Origin of the sequence: Alcaligenes faecalis (genome assembly GCF_002443155.1) — a bacterium.
GTDB lineage: Bacteria > Pseudomonadota > Gammaproteobacteria > Burkholderiales > Burkholderiaceae_B > Alcaligenes > Alcaligenes faecalis.
Map to the genome: position 1 here is coordinate 3655635 of NZ_CP023667.1, position 23311 is coordinate 3678945.

Annotated in this window: 21 protein-coding genes; all 21 read right to left on the reverse strand. The window is 55.9% G+C overall.

The features are described 5' to 3' along the window. Positions 1-265: 265 nt before the first annotated feature. Positions 266-652 carry a 50S ribosomal protein L17 gene (rplQ, locus tag CPY64_RS16995; protein ID WP_003805334.1) on the reverse strand — a complete coding sequence of 129 codons (387 nt, stop codon included), beginning with the start codon at positions 650-652 and terminating at the stop codon, positions 266-268. A gap of 203 nt (positions 653-855) precedes the next feature. After that, positions 856-1839, reverse strand: a complete 984-nt coding sequence (locus tag CPY64_RS17000) for a DNA-directed RNA polymerase subunit alpha (protein WP_003805337.1) — start codon at positions 1837-1839, stop codon at positions 856-858. A 153-nt stretch (positions 1840-1992) separates the two neighbouring features. Continuing rightward, entirely contained in the window at positions 1993-2616 is a 624-nt protein-coding gene (gene rpsD, locus CPY64_RS17005; protein ID WP_042489396.1) for a 30S ribosomal protein S4, read from the reverse strand. Between the two features lie 11 nt (positions 2617-2627). Then, the gene (gene rpsK / locus CPY64_RS17010) at positions 2628-3026 is read right to left on the reverse strand and encodes a 30S ribosomal protein S11 (RefSeq protein WP_003805343.1); all 399 of its coding nucleotides are present in this window, start codon (positions 3024-3026) and stop codon (positions 2628-2630) included. Between the two features lie 14 nt (positions 3027-3040). Continuing rightward, a complete protein-coding gene (gene rpsM, locus CPY64_RS17015; protein WP_003805346.1) occupies positions 3041-3406 on the reverse strand; it encodes a 30S ribosomal protein S13 in 366 nt (121 codons plus the stop codon). Positions 3407-3442: 36 nt separating this feature from the next. After that, positions 3443-3556 (reverse strand): 50S ribosomal protein L36, encoded by a 114-nt coding sequence (gene rpmJ, locus CPY64_RS17020; RefSeq protein ID WP_003805360.1) that lies wholly within the window; start codon positions 3554-3556, stop codon positions 3443-3445. 32 nt (positions 3557-3588) lie between these two features. Further along, on the reverse strand, positions 3589-3807 hold the full coding sequence (infA, locus tag CPY64_RS17025; protein WP_003805361.1) for a translation initiation factor IF-1: 219 nt from the start codon (positions 3805-3807) through the stop codon (positions 3589-3591). 9 nt (positions 3808-3816) lie between these two features. After that, on the reverse strand, positions 3817-5142 hold the full coding sequence (gene secY / locus CPY64_RS17030) for a preprotein translocase subunit SecY (protein WP_003805363.1): 1326 nt from the start codon (positions 5140-5142) through the stop codon (positions 3817-3819). 12 nt (positions 5143-5154) lie between these two features. Further along, the gene (gene rplO, locus CPY64_RS17035; RefSeq protein ID WP_022983333.1) at positions 5155-5595 is read right to left on the reverse strand and encodes a 50S ribosomal protein L15; all 441 of its coding nucleotides are present in this window, start codon (positions 5593-5595) and stop codon (positions 5155-5157) included. Positions 5596-5606: 11 nt separating this feature from the next. Further along, complete coding sequence (rpmD, locus tag CPY64_RS17040) at positions 5607-5792, reverse strand: 50S ribosomal protein L30 (RefSeq protein WP_003805366.1); 186 nt, start codon at positions 5790-5792, stop codon at positions 5607-5609. Positions 5793-5795: 3 nt separating this feature from the next. Further along, positions 5796-6317 (reverse strand): 30S ribosomal protein S5, encoded by a 522-nt coding sequence (gene rpsE, locus CPY64_RS17045; RefSeq protein WP_003805367.1) that lies wholly within the window; start codon positions 6315-6317, stop codon positions 5796-5798. A gap of 12 nt (positions 6318-6329) precedes the next feature. Next, positions 6330-6683 (reverse strand): 50S ribosomal protein L18, encoded by a 354-nt coding sequence (rplR, locus tag CPY64_RS17050; RefSeq protein WP_009459977.1) that lies wholly within the window; start codon positions 6681-6683, stop codon positions 6330-6332. A gap of 21 nt (positions 6684-6704) precedes the next feature. Next, positions 6705-7238, reverse strand: coding sequence for a 50S ribosomal protein L6 (gene rplF / locus CPY64_RS17055; RefSeq protein ID WP_042489402.1), 534 nt, complete (start codon positions 7236-7238; stop codon positions 6705-6707). A 12-nt stretch (positions 7239-7250) separates the two neighbouring features. Then, complete coding sequence (gene rpsH / locus CPY64_RS17060) at positions 7251-7646, reverse strand: 30S ribosomal protein S8 (RefSeq protein ID WP_026484822.1); 396 nt, start codon at positions 7644-7646, stop codon at positions 7251-7253. Between the two features lie 11 nt (positions 7647-7657). After that, positions 7658-7963, reverse strand: a complete 306-nt coding sequence (gene rpsN / locus CPY64_RS17065; protein WP_042489405.1) for a 30S ribosomal protein S14 — start codon at positions 7961-7963, stop codon at positions 7658-7660. Between the two features lie 10 nt (positions 7964-7973). Then, complete coding sequence (rplE, locus tag CPY64_RS17070; RefSeq protein WP_042489408.1) at positions 7974-8513, reverse strand: 50S ribosomal protein L5; 540 nt, start codon at positions 8511-8513, stop codon at positions 7974-7976. A 12-nt stretch (positions 8514-8525) separates the two neighbouring features. Beyond that, positions 8526-8846: a 50S ribosomal protein L24 gene (gene rplX / locus CPY64_RS17075; RefSeq protein ID WP_003805373.1), complete on the reverse strand. Its 321-nt coding sequence runs from the start codon at positions 8844-8846 to the stop codon at positions 8526-8528. Between the two features lie 13 nt (positions 8847-8859). Then, complete coding sequence (gene rplN, locus CPY64_RS17080) at positions 8860-9228, reverse strand: 50S ribosomal protein L14 (RefSeq protein ID WP_003805375.1); 369 nt, start codon at positions 9226-9228, stop codon at positions 8860-8862. 278 nt (positions 9229-9506) lie between these two features. Continuing rightward, positions 9507-11447, reverse strand: a complete 1941-nt coding sequence (locus tag CPY64_RS17085) for a bifunctional diguanylate cyclase/phosphodiesterase (protein ID WP_042489412.1) — start codon at positions 11445-11447, stop codon at positions 9507-9509. 99 nt (positions 11448-11546) lie between these two features. Then, positions 11547-12179: a transglutaminase-like cysteine peptidase gene (locus CPY64_RS17090; RefSeq protein ID WP_042489415.1), complete on the reverse strand. Its 633-nt coding sequence runs from the start codon at positions 12177-12179 to the stop codon at positions 11547-11549. Positions 12180-12603: 424 nt separating this feature from the next. After that, complete coding sequence (locus CPY64_RS17095; RefSeq protein ID WP_096917406.1) at positions 12604-23145, reverse strand: retention module-containing protein; 10542 nt, start codon at positions 23143-23145, stop codon at positions 12604-12606. Positions 23146-23311 lie beyond the last annotated feature (166 nt).

The following is a 23311-nucleotide window of genomic DNA, read 5'->3' on the forward strand; positions in this document are numbered from 1 at the left end:
AAAATCGTCGTTCTTTACAGCTCACCACCATGGCGAAGCTGACATAGCGCAGATTTTAGGGAGCAGCCCCAAGGCCCACTATCGGATCACTGCCGGTTTTATCAATTGCCTGCAATTATTTGAACTTTAAAGTTATGCAGCCGGCAAACCCTGGTAAAAACCCTTGCATAACAGTGCCTTGCCATGACTTTGGCAAGTATCTGGCCAATAAAAAAACGGACTCCTGAGAGTCCGTTTTCAATACTACTGTAGAAACAAGCGGCGCTTATTCAGCAGCGGCTTCTTCCTGAACTTCTGGACGATCCACCAGCTCCATGAATGCCATAGGAGCGTTGTCACCCTGACGGAAACCCATTTTCAGGATGCGGGTGTAGCCGCCGTTACGCTCTTGGTAACGTGGGCCAAAAACTTCAAACAGCTTGGTCACTGCATCGCGGTCGCGCAGACGGGCGAAAGCCAGACGACGGTTTGCCAAGGTTGGGTTTTTAGCCAAAGTGATCAGGGGCTCAACCACGCGGCGCAGCTCTTTAGCTTTAGGCAGGGTGGTTTTGATGGCTTCGTGAGTCAGCAGGGACACGGACATGTTGCGGAACATGGCCAAACGGTGGCTGCTGGTACGATTCAGTTTACGTAGACCGTGACGGTGACGCATGATGATTTTCCTAAATAATGAATCTAATTGGCACGCCGCTTATGCGACATGCGTAAATCCGGTTCTTCTATCAGCTAAGCTGCGGACCAGATGGACAGCGCAAAACAATAGCACATTTTCAGCCGCCACTCACACTTTTTGCGGGTGTACAACACCAGAAAAAGTGTAAGTGGCGTCCAAGAAACGTCTGTCTTGCTTACTACTTATGGACGCTCAAGACCCAGTGGTGGCCAGTTTTCGAGCTTCATGCCCAAAGTCAGACCACGTGCAGCCAACACTTCCTTGATTTCGTTCAAGGACTTGCGGCCCAGGTTTGGAGTCTTCAACAGTTCGTTTTCGGTACGCTGGATCAGATCGCCGATGTAGTAGATATTTTCGGCTTTCAGGCAGTTTGCGGAACGAACAGTCAGTTCCAGATCGTCGACAGGACGCAGCAACACAGGATCGATCTGTGGAGCGCCACGTACTGGGGCTTCGTAGGCATCGCCCACACCTTCCAGAGCAGCAAACACGGAGATTTGATCCATCAGGATGCGAGCGGACTGACGAACGGCTTCCTCGGGCGAGATCACGCCGTTGGTTTCGATGTCCAGAACCAGCTTGTCCAGGTCAGTACGCTGTTCCACACGGGCGTTTTCGACCGCGTAGCTAACACGACGCACTGGGCTGTAAGACGCGTCCAGTACGATACGACCGATCGTGTGGGTGCGGTCATCAGCCAGGGCACGAACGTTACCAGGCACGTAGCCACGGCCTTGCTCAACCTTGATCTGCATTTCCAGCTTGCCGTCGTCGGTCAAGGTGGCAATCACATGATTGGGGTTGATGATTTCAACGTCGTGCGGCAATTCGATGTCGCTAGCCAGAACCTGGCCGGCGCCTTCTTTGCGCAGGATCAGGGTGACTTCTTCACGGCTGTGCAGCTTGAAGACCACGCCCTTCAGGTTCATCAAGATATCAACCACGTCCTCGCCCACGCCTGGCAGCGTGGAGTACTCGTGCACCACACCGGTAATTTGCACTTCAGTCGGTGCATAGCCGGTCATGGAGGACAGCAAGATACGACGCAGTGCGTTGCCCAGAGTGTGGCCGTAGCCGCGCTCGAAAGGCTCCATGATCACCTTGGCGTGATTTTTGCTGATCGGTTCAACTTCGATGGAACGGGGTTTCAAAAAACCTTGAGACATTCGATTTCCTTTTCAATACCCTCGGCTCGTTACACCGATAAGGCTGACGGAAACTGGCAAAGCCAGCGGGATAGTATCGCAAAGCCCACTTGCCGAAAATCGGGAAGTGGGCCTGCGATTACTGCATTGCGTAAGAGGTCTTCGCGTACAAAATTAACGCGAGTACAACTCAACAACCAGCGATTCGTTGATGTCTTGAGCGACATCAGCGCGATCGGGAGCTTGCTTGAACACGCCGGACAGCTTGGCAGCGTCAACTTCCACCCACTGAGGCAAGCCAATGCCAGTAGCCAGATCCAGGGATTCCTTGATACGGCCTTGGGATTTAGCTTTTTCGCGGACGGCAACAACGTCACCAGCCTTGATCAGCATGGAAGCGATGTCAGCGGTGTGACCGTTGACTTCGATAGCACGGTGGTTAACCAGCTGGCGAGCTTCAGCACGTGTAGAGCCGAAACCCATGCGGTACACCACGTTGTCCAGACGCGATTCCAGCAATTGAATCAGCGTTTCACCGGTGTTGCCACGGCGGCGGTCAGCTTCAACGTAGTATTTGCGGAATTGCTTTTCCAGCACGCCGTACATACGCTTGAGCTTTTGCTTTTCGCGCAGCTGCAGACCGAAGTCAGACGTACGAGCACCGGAGGTGCGGCCGTGCTGACCAGGACGCGATTCCAGTTTGCACTTGGAATCCAGCGAGCGACGGGCGCTCTTCAAAAACAGATCGGTACCCTCGCGACGCGAGAGCTTGCATTTTGGTCCAATATAACGAGCCACTTCGCTTCCCCTTAGATGCGACGACGCTTGGGCGGACGGCAGCCGTTATGCGGAACCGGTGTGATGTCTGCAATGCTGGTGATCTTGATACCCAGAGCATTCAGAGCACGCACAGACGATTCACGGCCTGGGCCGGGGCCCTTGATGCGAACTTCAAGATTTTTAATACCGTATTCCATGGCAGTACGGCCGGCTGTTTCAGCGGCAACCTGCGCGGCAAACGGCGTGGATTTACGAGAGCCTTTAAAGCCCGCGCCACCCGACGTAGCCCAGGACAATGCGTTGCCCTGACGGTCAGTAATGGTGATGATCGTGTTGTTAAAAGAAGCGTGGACGTGAGCAATCCCGTCCGACACGCTTTTTTTGACTTTCTTGCGTGCGCGTGAAGCGCTGCTAGAAGCTTTGGCCATCTTCTATTCCTCGATTATTTCTTCAGGGACGCGGCGGCGCGACGCGGACCTTTACGGGTGCGAGCGTTAGTGCGTGTACGTTGGCCGCGCACTGGCAGACCGCGACGATGACGCATGCCACGGTAAGTTCCCAAGTCAGCCAAACGCTTGATCGAGAGCTGAACTTCACGACGCAGGTCACCTTCTACGGTGAACAGGCCGATCTGTTCGCGAATGCGCTCGAGTTCCGCGTCGGTCAGATCTTTGACCTTCTTGGAGTATTCAATACCCGATGCTTCGCAAATCTTGCGAGCGCGGGTGCGACCGATGCCGAAAATCGCGGTAAGACCGATTTCGGCGTGTTGATGCGGCGGGATGTTAATGCCGGCAATACGGGCCATGGTTATTCCTTGTTAAATCGGTTGCGTTTCGGCAACTTAGCCTTGACGCTGCTTATGACGTGGATCGGTGCAGATGACACGCACCACGCCATGACGTTTAATGATTTTGCAGTTGCGGCAGATCCGCTTTACTGATGCCATTACCTTCATGGTTTGACTCCTAGTTTCCTGTAACCGGCCGCTTATTTGGAGCGGAACACAATTCGTGCTCGGGATAGATCATAGGGCGTGAGCTCCACAGTGACCTTATCGCCCGGCAGAATCCGGATATAGTGCATACGCATTTTGCCTGAAATGTATCCGAGCACTACGTGACCATTTTCCAGCTTGACGCGAAAAGTTGCGTTGGGAAGGTTCTCAAGAACCTGTCCCTGCATTTGAATGACGTCGTCCTTTGCCATTTTCGTGAATTACCGCATCGGCAAGCTCGAGCCTTTGAAGTTAGCCTTCTTGAGCAGCGAGTCGTATTGTTGTGACATGACATAGGCCTGGGCCTGCGCCATGAAGTCCATGGTTACTACAACAATAATCAGCAAGGATGTGCCGCCAAAATAGAACGGTACATTCCAGCGCATTTGCAAGAACTCTGGCACCAGACACACCAAGGTAATGTAGATTGCACCGGCCAAAGTCAAACGCATCAAGATCTTGTCGATATAACGCGCTGTCTGATCACCGGGACGAATACCTGGTACGAAAGCTCCACTCTTTTTCAGGTTGTCTGCAGTTTCGCGGCTGTTGAACACCAGGGCCGTGTAGAAAAAGCAGAACAAAATGATCAGCGCGGAGAACAAAGTAATGTAAAGCGGCTGACGCGGCGACAAAGCAGCCTCGATTTCACGCAACCAACCCAGACCGGGTGTGCTGGAGAACCAATTAGCAATTGTCGCTGGCAACAGAATGATGGACGAAGCGAAGATCGGAGGGATCACGCCAGCCATGTTCAGTTTCAGCGGCAAATGCGAGCTTTGACCACCATAGATACGGTTACCTACTTGCCGTTTGGCGTAGTTGACCGTGATACGACGCTGACCACGCTCGACAAAGACGACGAAGTACGTGACGGCGGCTACTAAAACGAGGATAAACAGTGCCGATAGAATCGACATGGAATCCGTACGCACCAGATCAAGCATGCCGCCCAAAGCATTGGGCAAACCCGCTACGATACCGGCGAAGATCAGGATGGAAATACCATTACCCAATCCACGTTCAGTGATTTGTTCACCCAGCCACATGACGAACATGGTGCCAGTGACCAGTGTTACCACTGTCGTGAAGCGAAACAGCATCCCTGGGTCGATAACCAGACCGGGCTGCGATTCTAGAGCGATGGAAATCCCAACTCCCTGGAACAAAGCCAAAAAGACCGTTCCGTAACGGGTGTATTGCGTGATCTTGCGACGACCCGACTCACCCTCTTTCTTGATTGCTTCCAGCGTGGGCACCACAGCGGTCATCAATTGCATGATGATGGACGCAGAGATGTAGGGCATGATTCCCAGTGCGAACACTGAGAATCGCTCTAAAGCACCACCGGAGAACATGTTAAACAAACCCAGAATACCACTCTGGTTTTGAGTAAACAGTTCGGACAAGGCATCAGGATTGATGCCTGGTACCGGAATGTGCGTACCCAAGCGGTAGACAATCAGGGCGAGCAACAGGAAAACGAGACGACGTTTCAAATCGCCGTAGCGCGGACCCGACTTACTCTGTGCCTGAGCTTTTGCCACCGTGACCCCTTTTTATTCCAGCGAGCCGCCGGCTGCTTCGATCGCGGCGCGAGCGCCGGCCGTTGCATTAATGCCTTTCAGCGCAACTTTACGGGAAAGTTCACCGGACTTGATGACTTTAGCGTAACGCACCATTTGGCCAACCACGCCAGCCTGCTTCAGTGCCTGGACGTCGATAACTTCGGCATCCATTTTTTGCAGTTCGGACAGACGTACTTCTGCGTACAGGTGGTCGTCCAGGGTGGTGAAACCACGCTTGGGCAAACGACGTTGCAAAGGCATTTGACCGCCTTCGAAACCGACTTTATGAAAACCACCCGAGCGGGATTTTTGGCCTTTATGACCACGTCCGCCGGTTTTGCCCAAGCCGGAACCGACACCGCGACCAACACGACGTGCTGCGTGTTTGGCGCCAGCGGCGGGCTTGAGATTGTTTAATTGCAATTCAGACATCCCGATTCCTTTCAGGCTTCCGAGACCGTAACCAGATAATCCACCTTGCGGATCATCCCACGAACCTCAGGAGTATCAACCAATACACGGCTGGTGTTGACTCGGCGCAGACCCAGGCCGCGAACGGTGTCGCGATGGCTTTGCTTTGTGCCGATGACCGAACGCACCAACGTAACTTTGATTTGTTTCTGTGCCATGACTTACCCCAGAATTTCTTCAACTGTCTTGCCGCGCTTGGCAGCAATGTCAGCAGGTGTCGAGCAAGCACGCAAACCGTTCAATGTAGCGCGAACCATGTTGTATGGGTTGCTGGAACCCAGGCTCTTGGCTACGACGTTGCGAACGCCCATCACTTCGAAGATAGCGCGCATTGGGCCACCGGCGATAACGCCAGTACCTTCAGCTGCGGGAGAGATCAGAACGGTAGCTGCACCGTGCTTACCAACTACGGTGTGATGCAAGGTGCCGTTCTTCAGAGGCACTTTGATCAGACCACGACGGGCCTGTTCCATTGCCTTCTGAACAGCAACGGGTACTTCGCGGGCTTTGCCCTTACCCATGCCGATGCGACCATCGCCATCACCGACTACGGCCAGCGAAGCAAAGCTCATGGTGCGACCACCTTTAACGACTTTGCTGACGCGGTTGACCGCAATCATCTTTTCTTTCAGGCCGTCATCGCGCTCTTGCTCTGGAGCCTGTCTGCCTTGTGCTTTAGCCATTTGATAATTCCTTTAGAATTTCAAGCCGGCTTCACGCGCGGCCTCGGCCAGCGCTTTCACGCGGCCATGGTAACGGAAGCCCGAGCGGTCAAAAGCAACCGTCTCGATGCCCGCAGCCTTCGCCTTTTCGGCGACGCGCTTGCCAACCAGGCTGGCTGCCGCTACGTTGCTGCCAACGGCCAATTCTTTGCGAACTTCGGTCTCGACAGTGGAAGCACTGACCAGAACGCGGTCGCCTTCGGGCGAGATGATGCTCGCGTAAATATGCGTATTCGTGCGATGCACCGACAGGCGGTGTACGCGCAGTTCGGCGATCTTGCGGCGAGTAGCCACTGCACGACGCATACGGGATTGTTTCTTGTCCATGATTCGTCCTTGCCTGCGGGCTTATTTCTTCTTGGTTTCCTTGAGGATGACGCGTTCGCCGACGTAACGTACACCCTTGCCTTTGTAAGGCTCTGGTGGACGATAGCCACGAATTTCAGCGGCAACCTGACCAACCACCTGCTTGTTCGAGCCCTTGATCACGACTTCCGTCGGAGTTGGGCACTCGGCTTTGATGCCTTCAGGCAGGTCGTGCACGATGTCGTGCGAGAAACCCAGTTGCAACTTCAAGGCATTACCCTGGACGGAGGCACGGAAACCCACGCCAACCAGACTCAGCTTGCGTTCGAAACCGGCGCTCACGCCAACAACCATGTTGTTGACCAGTTGACGCACGGTGCCGGACATTGCGTTTGCGTGACGAGTTTCGTTCGCAGGCACAAAAGACAGCTGACCGTCTTGAAGTTCAATGGTGACGTCGCCAGTCAGAGGTTGAACCAAAGTGCCCAGAGGGCCTTTGACCGTGATCTGATCAGCGGCAATGTTCGTTTCTACGCCTTTAGGCAGGGAAACGGGATACTTAGCGATACGTGACATATGATGTTCTCCTTATGCCACGTAGCACAGCACTTCGCCACCGACGCCAGCTGCACGTGCTTTGCGATCGGTCATCACGCCGCGAGACGTCGACACGATTGCAACACCCAAGCCGTTCATGACTTGAGGGATGTTTGTGCTGCCTTTGTAGATGCGCAGTCCAGGACGCGAAACGCGGTCGATGCGCTCGATGACTGGCTGGCCGGCATAGTATTTCAGGGTGACTTCCAGCTCTGGCTTGGCTTTTTCGCCAACGATGCGGAAATCTTCGATGTAGCCTTCGTCTTTCAGCACAGCAGCAATAGCTGCTTTCAGCTTCGAGGAGGGCATGCTGACCGATGTCTTGTTGACCATTTGCGCGTTACGCACGCGGGTCAACATATCGGCGATTGGATCGCTCATGCTCATGTGTATTTCTCCTACCAGCTGGCCTTGGTCATACCGGGGATCTCGCCGCGCATTGCCATTTCGCGCACTTTATGGCGAGTCAAACCGAATTTCTTGAAAACACCACGAGGGCGACCGGTGATAACGCAACGGTTGCGTTGACGGGTCGGGTTCGCGTTGCGTGGCAATTGTTGCAACTGCAAACGAGCTTCGTAGCGCTCTTCGTCAGACTTGGACTGGTCGTCAATAGTCGCTTTCAGTGCTGCACGCTTGGCGGCGAATTTCTCAGCCAGCTTGGCGCGCTTGATGTCGCGATTGATGAGGGAAAGTTTAGCCACGTTGCGCCCCTTAGTTGCGGAACGGGAAGCTGAACGCGCTAAGCAGCGCCTTGGCCTCTTCGTCCGTCTTGGCAGAAGTAGTGATGCTGATGTTCAGACCACGCACTGCGTCGATTTTGTCGTACTCGATTTCGGGGAAAATGATTTGCTCTTTAACCCCCATGTTGTAGTTGCCACGGCCGTCAAACGCACGACCCGACACACCACGGAAGTCACGAACGCGTGGCAGAGCCACAGCGACCAGACGATCCAGGAATTCGTACATGCGTTGACCGCGCAGGGTCACCATACAACCGATCGGGTAATCTTCGCGAATCTTAAAACCGGCAATAGCTTTGCGGGTTTTCGTGATAACGGGCTTTTGACCAGCAATTTTGGTCATGTCCGATACCGCGTTCTCGATAATCTTCTTGTCAGCAACCGCTTCCGAGACACCCATGTTCAGAGTGATCTTGGTGATGCGGGGTACTTCCATAATGCTCTTGTACTCGAACTGCTTTTGCAGGTCGGCAACCACTTTTTCGCGGTAGAACTCTTGTAAACGTGTCATGTTATCCGCCCCTTAAGCCTTGGCGCCAACGGCTTTGCCGCTGGAACGATAAACACGCGTCTTCTGACCGTCGATCACCTGGATACCAACGCGGTCGCCCTTGCCGGTTTCTGGGTTGAACAGTGCAACGTTCGAGATGTGGATAGGCATGGTCTTGTCGACGATACCACCCTGCGTGCCAGCCATAGGATTGGCTTTAACGTGTTTTTTGACTACGTTGATGCCTTCCACGATAACGTGGTCTGCATCGACGCGTTGCAGTACTGTGCCACGGCGTTTTTTATCACGGCCGGTCAGCACAATAACTTCGTCGCCTTTACGAATTTTTTGCATTTTTTCGCGCTCCTTACAGCACTTCGGGAGCCAAGGACACGATCTTCATGAACTTCTCGGTACGCAGTTCACGCGTAACGGGTCCGAAGATACGGGTGCCGATGGGTTCCAGCTTGGCATTGAGCAATACGGCGGCATTGCCACCGAAACGAATCAGCGAACCGTCTTTACGGCGCACGCCCTTAGCGGTACGAACCACTACAGCGTTGTAGATTTCGCCTTTTTTGACGCGTCCGCGCGGGGCCGCTTCTTTAACGGTAACTTTGATGATGTCACCAATTGCGGCATAACGGCGCTTCGAGCCGCCCAGCACCTTGATGCACATTACGGAACGCGCACCTGTGTTGTCGGCCACGTCCAGCGTGGTCTGCATTTGAATCATGATTTTTCCTGTTCCAACTTAATTGCAACGATCCAGCCAAAATGACTGGGTCACACAACCAGTTTTGGTCCCGTCAGATTCGGATCCAGCCAGTTCGATACCGTAAACCCGATCTCGATCTGGTCCGGCAAGCCGAACCCTAGGTTGAAATCTTGCGAGAGACAAAACGTTGTATTACCAACTTCAATCCGGATAGGCGACTAAGCCTCTCCGGTCAAAATAAAGAGGTAAGCCACATATACTAGCAAATAAGCCCCAGAAAAACAAGGATTTATTTGCTAAGGCCTTGGCACGACGGCGTTTTCGCGCAACAACTCGTCCAGCTGGGCACTATTGCCGGTTCGCGTTACCCGGCGCAAACCAATCCCCAATTCCTGCAGGCTTTGCAGGAAGGCCGTCAGCAAATGCCGGCCTCCTACTTCAGCCTGCAGCGTCTGGGCACGCTCATCGTCCAGGACAATATATTTGAGCGCCATCATGTGCAGCCACAGGATCGACTCGGGCTGTTCCAGAACACGACGCAAACCAAACTGCACACCCAAGGGGCGCAATTTATCCACAAAAGCCACCGTTTCCACGTCGTGTTCGCTCAGGCAATAGGCATCCAGTTCAATAATCAGACGCTGGGCCCTGTCACCGGCCTTGGCCAGAACCTGGGCTACCTGGTCCGCAAACCCCGGCTTGATCACCGAAGCCCACGACACACGAACACTCAGATAATCGTCGTTATTGGCCAGCCAGTCGCTGGCCAGCTCCATTGTGCGCAAGTCGCACTGTCCCGACAGGCCCAGGCGCACCGCTACAGGAATGAACAGATACGCGGGCAAACTGGCCTGCTCGGGCTGCTCGGGCAATAAACTCAAGGTGGCATCATGGATCTGACCTGTCTGACCCCAGACTTCGACGCCCGGCTTCACATTCAGTTCAATTCGGCCCTGCGCCAAACCCCGCTCGATACGTGAATGCCATTCCTGCTCGCCAATAGAAGAGCTGGCCTCAGCATGCGCCCCTTCAGACGGACGGTACTCCACCTCTTGATGCCCTGCCCCTTCGGCACGCATCAGGGCATTGTCCAGGCGTGTCATCACAGCGCTGAGGGAATCATGGCCTTCGTAGTTAGTCATGGCCATGGACCAACGGCACAGACTGCCATCCTTGAGTGGCTGACGCAGCTCTTGCAAGGCCTTGCGCAGCTCCTGGGCAAACCCCATTACCTGGGGACCCGTCTGGCCCTTGAGCAACACAATAAAGTCAGAGCCATTCAAACGAGCCAGATCACCTGCATCCATGCCATTTTTCTGCAATAGCTCGGTACAGCGCTGGGTAACCAGCTTCAACCAGGCATCCACGGCATCGCGTGACAAGGAGGTATTCAATGGCAGCAAGTCCCGCTGACGGAACAGCAGCACGTGGCCGCCTTCGTTTTGCTGCAGTACCTGACGGAACAGGTTCACGAAATACTTGCGATTGGCCAGCCCGGTCACCGGATCGCAGTTCAACTCCAGCTGCAACTGCTCGATTCGGGCATTTTGCTCCTGACTGCTGACACGGATACGCTTTTGCACTGTGCTCAAAGTATGTGTCACGGCTTCCAGCTCACGAATCGTGCGTACTTTCTTGCGACTGGGCACAGATTCGTGTTGATCCATCTGTTGCAGCTCGAACTGTACATGCTCGCGCAGAGCCCGGCGCAACCAGGCCATGACCATCAAGACAAACACGCCCCAGGCAATCCCGGCACCCAGCACCAGCAAGGTGACGCGCACAAAACTTTTCCACAAACTGGCGCGGGCGTACTCATCGGCGGGTTTGACTTCGATTGTGCCAATCTGGTTCCAGCCATTGCTGACATGAGCCGAAGCCACAGGTACATCAACAGGCAAAGAGTTGGCGAACCACGAAGGCGAAGATCCACTGAGCTGCGATTCTTGCTGAGTACTACGCTCCACCAAGACCGTATCGGAGGTGTCAACAAAGCGGATGCGCTCAAACTGCCCGGTATCGTACAAGGCCGCGATCAGCAGCTCCTGCGTCACCGGGTCCTGGTTGCTGGGCTGGGACAAGGTCAAGGCCAGTGAAGTCGCAGCCGACTCACCCTGAGCCTGCAACTGACTGCTCAAGTACTGCCTTGCCGAATCAACGCTGAACCACAGCGTACCAATCAAGATGGCAAGAATCGCGCACGAGACACTTAGCAGGAGCTGTTTAAGTAAAGACATAGCGCTTCCGTATATTCCATAAATTCTGGTCTGGCCCACCCCACAAGGGTGTCCTGGGATGTAGTTTGATCAGCACCGAGCCCAAGGGCTGGCGCATCATCAAGGAACAAACCCTTCCTTACGCATTTTTTCCAGCAAGCCACGCCAGCGGCTGATACTGTCTACCGAACCTTTCTGGGCGTTACCGACATACACCCCTTGGGAGTTGAAGCTGAACACAGGGGTCAAATCAGGGCGCTGGCTGGCGGGGCGAATCGAGCCGCTTAAATTATCCAGCAATAAAGGCTCGGACTGCGGTGTGGGGTAGTAGCCCAGCACCATGTGCGCAATACTCTGGCCACCTACCTGGGCTCGTACGTAAATCAAACGGAGCTTTTCATTGGGTACGCCCAAGTGCAACAAGGAAAAATACTTGCCGATGACAAAGTCCTCGCAGTCAGCTGCCGCTTTGCCCAACGTCTCGACAGGCGTGGCCCAGTAATCCAGCTGGCCCCAAATATGAATGTCCTCGCCAGCCATCACATTCATATTCCAGAAATCATTGACGGCATCCAGCTGACGACGCTCGCTGAAACCTCGGGCAGACTCCAGATTGGCCATCCACCGATCCACAGCAGTACCGGCACGGGCGCCAAAGCGGGAGACGGCGGTCTGGCGAATCTTGCTGACCTCGAACTGCAAGGCAGGCGCCGACAAAGGCAGCCACACCAAAACCAGCAGTGTGACCAGCACAAACAGCGCAATCCTAGATCGAAGAAAAAGGCGTAGCCAGGCAAGAGACAAGAGCACGTCAATCCCAAATAAGCAAACCCTTATAACGGCGTTATAGCTTGCCTATTTAGTGAACGCTTGGCAATCGACAACACGCCTAGTCCCTCTCTATATAGAGCAGGCGGTTAAACGGCCTCGAACCACTCCTGCGAAAAGCAACAACTGGTCTACAAAACCGCAGGGTCAACGCTTAACCGCTCAGTCTGAGCCAACAATCCTGCTGCATGCACCCTCTTTCCTGTGACACATCACGATCATAGTCACAAATGCCAAGCGCCCACTATTGGCGCTGACGACAAGCTGCAGACATAAAAAAACCCCACAAACCAAAAAGGCTTGTGGGGTTTGGGCACTACCCACAGATAGTGCCTATCCGGTGAACAGCTTAGAAATCAGAAGACTTCAAAGTACCGTCTTTCAGCAAGTTGGCGATCTGAGCTGCCTTCTCCGCGTCAAAGTCGATGTTGTCCAGAATGATCTTCTGATCGATCTGGCCGTTACCTTGAGAGCTGATACCGATTTCCATCTTGCCACTATCCGAACGGCTTACTGTCAGGTACTGGCTCAGGTCACCGTTGTTGAGGTCATGGCCCGACAGCAGATCAGTAATATCCAAGGTGTCAGTACCCGAATCACCGAAGTCCATCACGTAATCCACAGCCGGTTTGTTGGAGGTACCTTCATCGCCCTTGTTCCACACAAAGGTGTCATCACCTTCGCCGCCGAACAGGATATCGTCACCGGCACCACCGATCAGGGTATCGTGGCCACCCTGGCCGTAGAGAATGTCGTTGCCTGTGCCGCCGTCAAGGGTGTCGTCACCGTCATTCTGATGCGACTGATTGAACTCGGCTGGATTCTCGGTAATGTACTCGTGAACCTGCTGAGCGGTCAGGCTTGACGGCTCAACATTACCAGGCAACTTGCCTGCAATGTAAGCCTGCAAGGCCGTCAATCCGCCGCCCTCGATACCGTCAAAGCGAATCTGGTCGCCAAACAGGATGTCATCACCCGCGCCGCCTTCCAGCGTGTCCTTGCCGGACGGCAACAAACTATCCTTGCCCAGAATCGCATCCGCCAAATCTGCAGGATCGATGTTGGCAAGAACATTGCCGTCGGAATCGTAGGACTTCAGGTCATTGACACTCAAGGTTGGCCCAAGCCCAATGGCCTCGACGGTCGACTTGCCATTCAGCAAGGCAAATGCCGCCAAAGAATCTGCCGACGTAGTCCCGTCAGTCGAACTACCAGTACCGCCTAGTGGGGTGTACTCATAACCGCTCCCAACCTTGCGCAGCGCACCCAAGCGCTCTCCCTTGTTGTTATACACTAGGCCCAACTCATCGACTACGCGATAGCCACTTACTCTAATTTCAGTACCTGGTTTGTACCCGCCGGCGGAATTAATAACTTGCGATAATGTTCGATCATTATTATTTCCAGGAAAATCCAGAACCTTAGGATTAGTAGAACCTCGCTCATTCACGTAGAACGTCGGTGTTCCATCCGTGATGAAATACGTCAGGTTGTTGCCATCGTTGCCCTTGACGGCAGTGGAATCAAACCAATTGGCAGCCTGCTTGAAAGCATCCTCATAGTTTGTACCGCCACCACTGGTCATGCTGTCAACCAACTGGACCAGCTTGGCACGCGCATCCGGATCTGCCAGGTTGACACTGACGCTGCCTTGGACATGGTTGTCGAAATCCGACAGGTACACATTCACCGTGCCTGCATTTTCACCACCAGCATTTGCCAGCAGCGCATCGAACACCTGCAGCAACGATGCCTTCGCATCGCTAACACCCTTGTCACCCATACTGCCGGACGTATCCACCAGGAAGGCAATGTTGTAGTTCTGCCCCGGCAGAATCTGCAAACCAGCCACATCGGCAATCATGACATCATTGCCGCTGCTGCCTACCAGGTTGTCATCGCCCACAGATCCGGACACTGTCGTGTGCACGGCCAGAGTCACACTATCATCTGCCGTCAGCGCATCGCCATCTGACAAGCCCTTTTCGTTCGCAGAGACTTCCGCGCGAATGTTCAGGTTGCCTGCCTCGGTGGGTACCTTGACCGTAACAGTCACATCGTTCATGTTGGTCTTGCCATCATTCACGATCGTCCAGGTACCATCGGTATTGGAACTGAACTGGATATCATGGCCATCGGCATCCTTCACCGACGTGATTTCCGCACCGTTTTCCAGGCCGCTGATCACAACATCCGACAGTGTTTCACTGCCGTCCATATCACCAAGTTCCGCATCCAGATTCAGAGCGATTTCATCGTAGCCGGTAATGACAATTTCCGAAGTGACATCCGGGTGAACAATCGTCGCACCGTCACCAAAGATGAAACCACGAATGTTATTCACTTGAATCGTGATGCCCGTATCAAGGTCCTTGATACTACCGTCATAACCAGAATCGCTATGCAAATCCCCGAGTTGGATTTCATATTTTTCACGATCCTTGGTCAGGAACAGGAAGTCCTTGTCGCCACCATTGATGGTATTCATCGGAATGGGATAGCCCTGGCCATTCGTCGTCAACTGGTCGAAATCGCCACGCAGAACAACCAGTTCAGGATTGGCATCATCCTGTTTGTTACCACCCCATTGTTGGGGGAAGGGTGACTCAGTAACGTCGTAGCCTTCGACGTTCGGCACGCCATCAATGATTTCAATGGTGGATCCATTGCCATCGGTAACACGAATCATCGTCTCGCGAACCGACGAGACAACGCCAGCATTTTCGAGGCTCAAGGAAGGCGCATCCACTACAGGGCGAATATCGACAACAAACGTCGACGCTTCTCCTGCCGTGATGCCATCTGTCGGCACGAACTGGAAGTGAGCATAGTCTTGATGCTGGTTGCCTACACCTTCCGTGTCATGACCATCGAAGCCCGACTCGTCGGGATCGGGGCGGAAGACGAGATTACCAGCGGCAATATCTTGATAAGAAACCACCGTCCCTTGTTGAACTTCCTGATTGTTCAGCAGCAGAATTCCATCTGCAGGCAAGCCAGTAATCGTAATGGATAGGTTTTCCAAGGGAGAATCCACATCACTGATTCTGAAATCTTCCCATTTCAAAATCAGATCCGTATCTTCCTTGCCCGAAGCATAGCCACTGCCATTTTCAACAGATGGTGGCATATTGGAGTCCACGATCAGGCTGTCAGCCACCAACGTGCCTTCCAGCGCGTTGATCACCTCGGTGATCTCTACCTTGAAGTCCTCAGGGCCTTCGTACACCGTGTCTTGCGCCGTGCGCACACGCAGTTCCAGGCCACCGTCGGCCGGCACTTCGTATTCCGCCGTCGGATCCACATCGACCCAGCTATCACCCACCTTGATCTGCAGCGTGCCCTCGAAGTCAGCCGCATCGGTGTCCACGTGGGTCAGACCCAGCTTCACCTTCGCCGCTTGCTCAGCATCCCCACCATCACGGGTCACCGTGAAGGTGCCAGCCTGGCCTTCCGCGATCTCGGCTACGCCGGCAATGTTCACCGTTGCCAGTGCATCATCGTCCTGACCGTCGTTGTTGCGGTCGTCAATGATGCTGCTGTCAGCCACCAACGTGCCTTCCAGCGCGTTGATCACCTCGGTGATCTCTACCTTGAAGTCCTCAGGGCCTTCGTACACCGTGTCTTGCGCCGTGCGCACACGCAGTTCCAGGCCACCGTCGGCCGGCACTTCGTATTCCGCCGTCGGATCCACATCGACCCAGCTATCACCCACCTTGATCTGCAGCGTGCCCTCGAAGTCAGCCGCATCGGTGTCCACGTGGGTCAGACCCAGCTTCACCTTCGCCGCTTGCTCAGCATCCCCACCATCACGGGTCACCGTGAAGGTGCCAGCCTGGCCTTCCGCGATCTCGGCTACGCCGGCAATGTTCACCGTTGCCAGTGCATCATCGTCCTGACCGTCGTTGTTGCGGTCGTCAATGATGCTGCTGTCAGCCACCAACGTGCCTTCCAGCGCGTTGATCACCTCGGTGATCTCTACCTTGAAGTCCTCAGGGCCTTCGTACACCGTGTCTTGCGCCGTGCGCACACGCAGTTCCAGGCCACCGTCGGCCGGCACTTCGTATTCCGCCGTCGGATCCACATCGACCCAGCTATCACCCACCTTGATCTGCAGCGTGCCCTCGAAGTCAGCCGCATCGGTGTCCACGTGGGTCAGACCCAGCTTCACCTTCGCCGCTTGCTCAGCATCCCCACCATCACGGGTCACCGTGAAGGTGCCAGCCTGGCCTTCCGCGATCTCGGCTACGCCGGCAATGTTCACCGTTGCCAGTGCATCATCGTCCTGACCGTCGTTGTTGCGGTCGTCAATGATGCTGCTGTCAGCCACCAACGTGCCTTCCAGCGCGTTGATCACCTCGGTGATCTCTACCTTGAAGTCCTCAGGGCCTTCGTACACCGTGTCTTGCGCCGTGCGCACACGCAGTTCCAGGCCACCGTCGGCCGGCACTTCGTATTCCGCCGTCGGATCCACATCGACCCAGCTATCACCCACCTTGATCTGCAGCGTGCCCTCGAAGTCAGCCGCATCGGTGTCCACGTGGGTCAGACCCAGCTTCACCTTCGCCGCTTGCTCAGCATCCCCACCATCACGGGTCACCGTGAAGGTGCCAGCCTGGCCTTCCGCGATCTCGGCTACGCCGGCAATGTTCACCGTTGCCAGTGCATCATCGTCCTGACCGTCGTTGTTGCGGTCGTCAATGATGCTGCTGTCAGCCACCAACGTGCCTTCCAGCGCGTTGATCACCTCGGTGATCTCTACCTTGAAGTCCTCAGGGCCTTCGTACACCGTGTCTTGCGCCGTGCGCACACGCAGTTCCAGGCCACCGTCGGCCGGCACTTCGTATTCCGCCGTCGGATCCACATCGACCCAGCTATCACCCACCTTGATCTGCAGCGTGCCCTCGAAGTCAGCCGCATCGGTGTCCACGTGGGTCAGACCCAGCTTCACCTTCGCCGCTTGCTCAGCATCCCCACCATCACGGGTCACCGTGAAGGTGCCAGCCTGGCCTTCCGCGATCTCGGCTACGCCGGCAATGTTCACCGTTGCCAGTGCATCATCGTCCTGACCGTCGTTGTTGCGGTCGTCAATGATGCTGCTGTCAGCCACCAACGTGCCTTCCAGCGCGTTGATCACCTCGGTGATCTCTACCTTGAAGTCCTCAGGGCCTTCGTACACCGTGTCTTGCGCCGTGCGCACACGCAGTTCCAGGCCACCGTCGGCCGGCACTTCGTATTCCGCCGTCGGATCCACATCGACCCAGCTATCACCCACCTTGATCTGCAGCGTGCCCTCGAAGTCAGCCGCATCGGTGTCCACGTGGGTCAGACCCAGCTTCACCTTCGCCGCTTGCTCAGCATCCCCACCATCACGGGTCACCGTGAAGGTGCCAGCCTGGCCTTCCGCGATCTCGGCTACGCCGGCAATGTTCACCGTTGCCAGTGCATCATCGTCCTGACCGTCGTTGTTGCGGTCGTCAATGATGCTGCTGTCAGCCACCAACGTGCCTTCCAGCGCGTTGATCACCTCGGTGATCTCTACCTTGAAGTCCTCAGGGCCTTCGTACACCGTGTCTTGCGCCGTGCGCACACGCAGCTCCAGGCCACCGTCGGCCGGCACTTCGTATTCCGCCGTCGGATCCACATCGACCCAGCTATCACCCACCTTGATCTGCAGCGTGCCCTCGAAATCAGCCGCATCGGTGTCCACGTGGGTCAGACCCAGCTTCACCTTCGCCGCTTGCTCAGCATCCCCACCATCACGGGTCACCGTGAAGGTGCCAGCCTGGCCTTCCGCGATCTCGGCTACGCCGGCAATGTTCACCGTTGCCAGTGCATCATCGTCCTGACCGTCGTTGTTGCGGTCGTCAATGATGCTGCTGTCAGCCACCAACGTGCCTTCCAGCGCGTTGATCACCTCGGTGATCTCTACCTTGAAGTCCTCAGGGCCTTCGTACACCGTGTCTTGCGCCGTGCGCACACGCAGTTCCAGGCCACCGTCGGCCGGCACTTCGTATTCCGCCGTCGGATCCACATCGACCCAGCTATCACCCACCTTGATCTGCAGCGTGCCCTCGAAGTCAGCCGCATCGGTGTCCACGTGGGTCAGACCCAGCTTCACCTTCGCCGCTTGCTCAGCATCCCCACCATCACGGGTCACCGTGAAGGTGCCAGCCTGGCCTTCCGCGATCTCGGCTACGCCGGCAATGTTCACCGTTGCCAGCGCATCATCGTCCTGACCGTCGTTGTTGCGGTCGTCAATGATGCTGCTGTCAGCCACCAACGTGCCTTCCAGCGCGTTGATCACCTCGGTGATCTCTACCTTGAAGTCCTCAGGGCCTTCGTACACCGTGTCTTGCGCCGTGCGCACACGCAGTTCCAGGCCACCGTCGGCCGGCACTTCGTATTCCGCCGTCGGATCCACATCGACCCAGCTATCACCCACCTTGATCTGCAGCGTGCCCTCGAAGTCAGCCGCATCGGTGTCCACGTGGGTCAGACCCAGCTTCACCTTCGCCGCTTGCTCAGCATCCCCACCATCACGGGTCACCGTGAAGGTGCCAGCCTGGCCTTCCGCGATCTCGGCTACGCCGGCAATGTTCACCGTTGCCAGTGCATCATCGTCCTGACCGTCGTTGTTGCGGTCGTCAATGATGCTGCTGTCAGCCACCAACGTGCCTTCCAGCGCGTTGATCACCTCGGTGATCTCTACCTTGAAGTCCTCAGGGCCTTCGTACACCGTGTCTTGCGCCGTGCGCACACGCAGTTCCAGGCCACCGTCGGCCGGCACTTCGTATTCCGCCGTCGGATCCACATCGACCCAGCTATCACCCACCTTGATCTGCAGCGTGCCCTCGAAATCAGCCGCATCGGTGTCCACGTGGGTCAGACCCAGCTTCACCTTCGCCGCTTGCTCAGCATCCCCACCATCACGGGTCACCGTGAAGGTGCCAGCCTGGCCTTCCGCGATCTCGGCTACGCCGGCAATGTTCACCGTTGCCAGTGCATCATCGTCCTGACCGTCGTTGTTGCGGTCGTCAATGATGCTGCTGTCAGCCACCAACGTGCCTTCCAGCGCGTTGATCACCTCGGTGATCTCTACCTTGAAGTCCTCAGGGCCTTCGTACACCGTGTCTTGCGCCGTGCGCACACGCAGCTCCAGGCCACCGTCGGCCGGCACTTCGTATTCCGCCGTCGGATCCACATCGACCCAGCTATCACCCACCTTGATCTGCAGCGTGCCCTCGAAGTCAGCCGCATCGGTGTCCACGTGGGTCAGACCCAGCTTCACCTTCGCCGCTTGCTCAGCATCCCCACCATCACGGGTCACCGTGAAGGTGCCAGCCTGGCCTTCCGCGATCTCGGCTACGCCGGCAATGTTCACCGTTGCCAGTGCATCATCGTCCTGACCGTCGTTGTTGCGGTCGTCAATGATGCTGCTGTCAGCCACCAACGTGCCTTCCAGCGCGTTGATCACCTCGGTGATCTCTACCTTGAAGTCCTCAGGGCCTTCGTACACCGTGTCTTGCGCCGTGCGCACACGCAGTTCCAGGCCACCGTCGGCCGGCACTTCGTATTCCGCCGTCGGATCCACATCGACCCAGCTATCACCCACCTTGATCTGCAGCGTGCCCTCGAAGTCAGCCGCATCGGTGTCCACGTGGGTCAGACCCAGCTTCACCTTCGCCGCTTGCTCAGCATCCCCACCATCACGGGTCACCGTGAAGGTGCCAGCCTGGCCTTCCGCGATCTCGGCTACGCCGGCAATGTTCACCGTTGCCAGTGCATCATCGTCCTGACCGTCGTTGTTGCGGTCGTCAATGATGCTGCTGTCAGCCACCAACGTGCCTTCCAGCGCGTTGATCACCTCGGTGATCTCTACCTTGAAGTCCTCAGGGCCTTCGTACACCGTGTCTTGCGCCGTGCGCACACGCAGTTCCAGGCCACCGTCGGCCGGCACTTCGTATTCCGCCGTCGGATCCACATCGACCCAGCTATCACCCACCTTGATCTGCAGCGTGCCCTCGAAGTCAGCCGCATCGGTGTCCACGTGGGTCAGACCCAGCTTCACCTTCGCCGCTTGCTCAGCATCCCCACCATCACGGGTCACCGTGAAGGTGCCAGCCTGGCCTTCCGCGATCTCGGCTACGCCGGCAATGTTCACCGTTGCCAGTGCATCATCGTCCTGACCGTCGTTGTTGCGGTCGTCAATGATGCTGCTGTCAGCCACCAACGTGCCTTCCAGCGCGTTGATCACCTCGGTGATCTCTACCTTGAAGTCCTCAGGGCCTTCGTACACCGTGTCTTGCGCCGTGCGCACACGCAGTTCCAGGCCACCGTCGGCCGGCACTTCGTATTCCGCCGTCGGATCCACATCGACCCAGCTATCACCCACCTTGATCTGCAGCGTGCCCTCGAAGTCAGCCGCATCGGTGTCCACGTGGGTCAGACCCAGCTTCACCTTCGCCGCTTGCTCAGCATCCCCACCATCACGGGTCACCGTGAAGGTGCCAGCCTGGCCTTCCGCGATCTCGGCTACGCCGGCAATGTTCACCGTTGCCAGTGCATCATCGTCCTGACCGTCGTTGTTGCGGTCGTCAATGATGCTGCTGTCAGCCACCAACGTGCCTTCCAGCGCGTTGATCACCTCGGTGATCTCTACCTTGAAGTCCTCAGGGCCTTCGTACACCGTGTCTTGCGCCGTGCGCACACGCAGTTCCAGGCCACCGTCGGCCGGCACTTCGTATTCCGCCGTCGGATCCACATCGACCCAGCTATCACCCACCTTGATCTGCAGCGTGCCCTCGAAGTCAGCCGCATCGGTGTCCACGTGGGTCAGACCCAGCTTCACCTTCGCCGCTTGCTCAGCATCCCCACCATCACGGGTCACCGTGAAGGTGCCAGCCTGGCCTTCCGCGATCTCGGCTACGCCGGCAATGTTCACCGTTGCCAGTGCATCATCGTCCTGACCGTCGTTGTTGCGGTCGTCAATGATGCTGCTGTCAGCCACCAACGTGCCTTCCAGCGCGTTGATCACCTCGGTGATCTCTACCTTGAAGTCCTCAGGGCCTTCGTACACCGTGTCTTGCGCCGTGCGCACACGCAGCTCCAGGCCACCGTCGGCCGGCACTTCGTATTCCGCCGTCGGATCCACATCGACCCAGCTATCACCCACCTTGATCTGCAGCGTGCCCTCGAAATCAGCCGCATCGGTGTCCACGTGGGTCAGACCCAGCTTCACCTTCGCCGCTTGCTCAGCATCCCCACCATCACGGGTCACCGTGAAGGTGCCAGCCTGACCTTCCGCGATCTCGGCTACGCCGGCAATGTTCACCGTTGCCAGTGCATCATCGTCCTGACCGTCGTTGTTGCGGTCGTCAATAATCGTCCCCGTACCCTCTCCCCGGATCCCTTCAGGCAGCTTAGTGCCATTGGCCGTTTCCCCTTCCTGGGTAACGATCAGCGTAAAGTCTTCTTCGCCTTCAAAAACATCATCGTCTCCGGTCTGCACGGTGACAATCACGCCATCAACCGTATTCGGGGGCAGTTCAAAGCTGAACGTGCCGTCGCCATTGTCAGTCACGGGTACCGTATTTCCGCCAACGGTCACCACCGGTGGCACGCGGGAATCCACATCACTGTCATCGGTCTTGCCGTGCTCCAGCTTCAACGTGACCGTGGTGACATTGTCAACCGGCTTGCCAAAATTCACATTGAAGCTGCCCGTACCGCCTTCGCTGATCAGCGTGTCAGTCACTGTAATCGACGGCGTATCGTTATCCTCAACAGTCGTAGTGACAGGGCCGCCATGTTCAACTTTTTCGTAGTTGCCGCCGGTGCTGCTTTCAATACCCACTTCTTCTGGAATGTTGCCTTGTACCGTACTGTCATCTGGACGCGCGGGATAGGTAACGAAACCGGTGGTCTCACCGTCTTTAATGACAATTTCCTGGCCGTTGGTAAGCTTTATCACAAGGTCACTGCCTTGCGGTGGATTATCTACGGTAGCCGTGATGGTAATCTCATCACCTTCCGTTACGGTTTCAGGGCCTTCCAACGTAATAGTCGTGGCATCGTCGTCGTCAACAATGTCACTGCCAGACGTACTGCTGGTATCCAGGTTCTCGTAATTACCGCCGGTTGTGCTATCGATACCGATAATCTCCGGACGATCGCCCTGCTCATAAACATCATCCGGGTACGGATTGTCGACAATGACACGGCCTTCTGTTTCGCCTACAGGAATGGTAATGGTGCTGCCATTGGTCAAGGTGATAATCAGGTCTTGCCCTGTTACTGGCCTATCTACACGGGCAACGATCTCATAGGAATCGCCTTCAGTAACTCGCTCCGGGGTCTCCAACGTGATTGTGCTTGTCCCAGTCACCAATGTTGGATCTTCATCACTACCGGAATAGCCACCCAAACGCACGTTTTCAACGTCAGGCACGCCAGGACGTGGGTATTCCAAAGCCAGTGGCCGCGTGGTCTCCACAATGCTGACCAGACGGGTGAAGCTGCTGCCACCGCCTTCGCCACCACCGGTCAATACGGCAGCAGTAGGATCCAGCTGCGCGAAGGGGTCATCGCCTGCTTCCAAAGCAGCTAACACAGCCGTAATGGCTGGATCGTCCGGGTTGGCCAGGGCGGCGGCCACCGGGTCCACATCAACTTCTGCGATATCGCCGCTAACCAGGAACTCCCGGTTGTCGGAAATCGTCATAGGCGGGCTGCCTGGGATTTCGAGTTCGACGCTGGCGCCAGTCTCGGTAATGATTTCGGCGTTAACGGGGACGCGCATCCCTTCCTTGACAGCTACTTTGGAGCCATCGCTGGTACGAACCCATGCCGTACCTTCAACTCGTGTCACTAAAACAGTATCCAGTGCCATGCCTGTCTGATTCCTAAAAAAAGACCGCCGCCAAGCAGCAGTCAGAAATGGACTTTCTTTGATCAGAGAATAGCGAGTTGGTCCGCTAGTCGATATTGGCGTCGCCGCCAGTTCGCTGTTTTATTTATTGTTATTGACCTTACTTAACAATACGAACGGGACGGCG

Coding starts and splice junctions, on each gene's coding strand:
- rplQ (WP_003805334.1), bottom strand. CDS start 652: ATGCGTCACCGTCACGGTCTACGTAAACTGAATCGTACCAGCAGCCAC.
- CPY64_RS17000 (WP_003805337.1), bottom strand. CDS start 1,839: ATGTCTCAAGGTTTTTTGAAACCCCGTTCCATCGAAGTTGAACCGATC.
- rpsK (WP_003805343.1), bottom strand. CDS start 3,026: ATGGCCAAAGCTTCTAGCAGCGCTTCACGCGCACGCAAGAAAGTCAAA.
- rpsM (WP_003805346.1), bottom strand. CDS start 3,406: ATGGCCCGTATTGCCGGCATTAACATCCCGCCGCATCAACACGCCGAA.
- rpmJ (WP_003805360.1), bottom strand. CDS start 3,556: ATGAAGGTAATGGCATCAGTAAAGCGGATCTGCCGCAACTGCAAAATC.
- infA (WP_003805361.1), bottom strand. CDS start 3,807: ATGGCAAAGGACGACGTCATTCAAATGCAGGGACAGGTTCTTGAGAAC.
- rplO (WP_022983333.1), bottom strand. CDS start 5,595: ATGTCTGAATTGCAATTAAACAATCTCAAGCCCGCCGCTGGCGCCAAA.
- rpmD (WP_003805366.1), bottom strand. CDS start 5,792: ATGGCACAGAAACAAATCAAAGTTACGTTGGTGCGTTCGGTCATCGGC.
- rpsE (WP_003805367.1), bottom strand. CDS start 6,317: ATGGCTAAAGCACAAGGCAGACAGGCTCCAGAGCAAGAGCGCGATGAC.
- rplR (WP_009459977.1), bottom strand. CDS start 6,683: ATGGACAAGAAACAATCCCGTATGCGTCGTGCAGTGGCTACTCGCCGC.
- rplF (WP_042489402.1), bottom strand. CDS start 7,238: ATGTCACGTATCGCTAAGTATCCCGTTTCCCTGCCTAAAGGCGTAGAA.
- rpsH (WP_026484822.1), bottom strand. CDS start 7,646: ATGAGCATGAGCGATCCAATCGCCGATATGTTGACCCGCGTGCGTAAC.
- rplE (WP_042489408.1), bottom strand. CDS start 8,513: ATGACACGTTTACAAGAGTTCTACCGCGAAAAAGTGGTTGCCGACCTG.
- rplX (WP_003805373.1), bottom strand. CDS start 8,846: ATGCAAAAAATTCGTAAAGGCGACGAAGTTATTGTGCTGACCGGCCGT.
- rplN (WP_003805375.1), bottom strand. CDS start 9,228: ATGATTCAAATGCAGACCACGCTGGACGTGGCCGACAACACAGGTGCG.
- CPY64_RS17085 (WP_042489412.1), bottom strand. CDS start 11,447: ATGTCTTTACTTAAACAGCTCCTGCTAAGTGTCTCGTGCGCGATTCTT.
- CPY64_RS17095 (WP_096917406.1), bottom strand. CDS start 23,145: ATGGCACTGGATACTGTTTTAGTGACACGAGTTGAAGGTACGGCATGG.